1 pseudogene is annotated in these 214 nt (G+C 64.5%); it reads right to left on the bottom strand.

Going from position 1 to position 214, the window contains the following annotated elements:
• A pseudogene (nifH, locus tag SM757_RS35465) lies at positions 1–214 on the bottom strand (nitrogenase reductase); the annotation flags it as partial.

Below are 214 nucleotides of genomic sequence, written 5' to 3'. Positions count from 1 at the left end.
GTAGTCCACGCCTTCGTAGGCACCGTTTTCTTCCAGGAAGTTGATCGAGGTGATCACGCCACGGCCGGCGCAGCCCACGCCGGGCTCCGGGCCACCGGACTCCACGCAACGGATGTCGCGGAAGCCGATCTTCATGACGTCTTCGATTTCCAGGTCCTCCACCGAGCCGGCTTCGGCGGCCAGCGACAGGATGGTGTCCTGGGCCTTTGCGTGT

This window comes from Azohydromonas lata (assembly GCF_034427735.1).
Classification (GTDB): domain Bacteria; phylum Pseudomonadota; class Gammaproteobacteria; order Burkholderiales; family Burkholderiaceae_C; genus Azohydromonas; species Azohydromonas lata.
The sequence above is the reverse complement of the archived record's forward strand: the minus strand, read 5'-3'. Positions and strand labels throughout refer to the sequence as shown.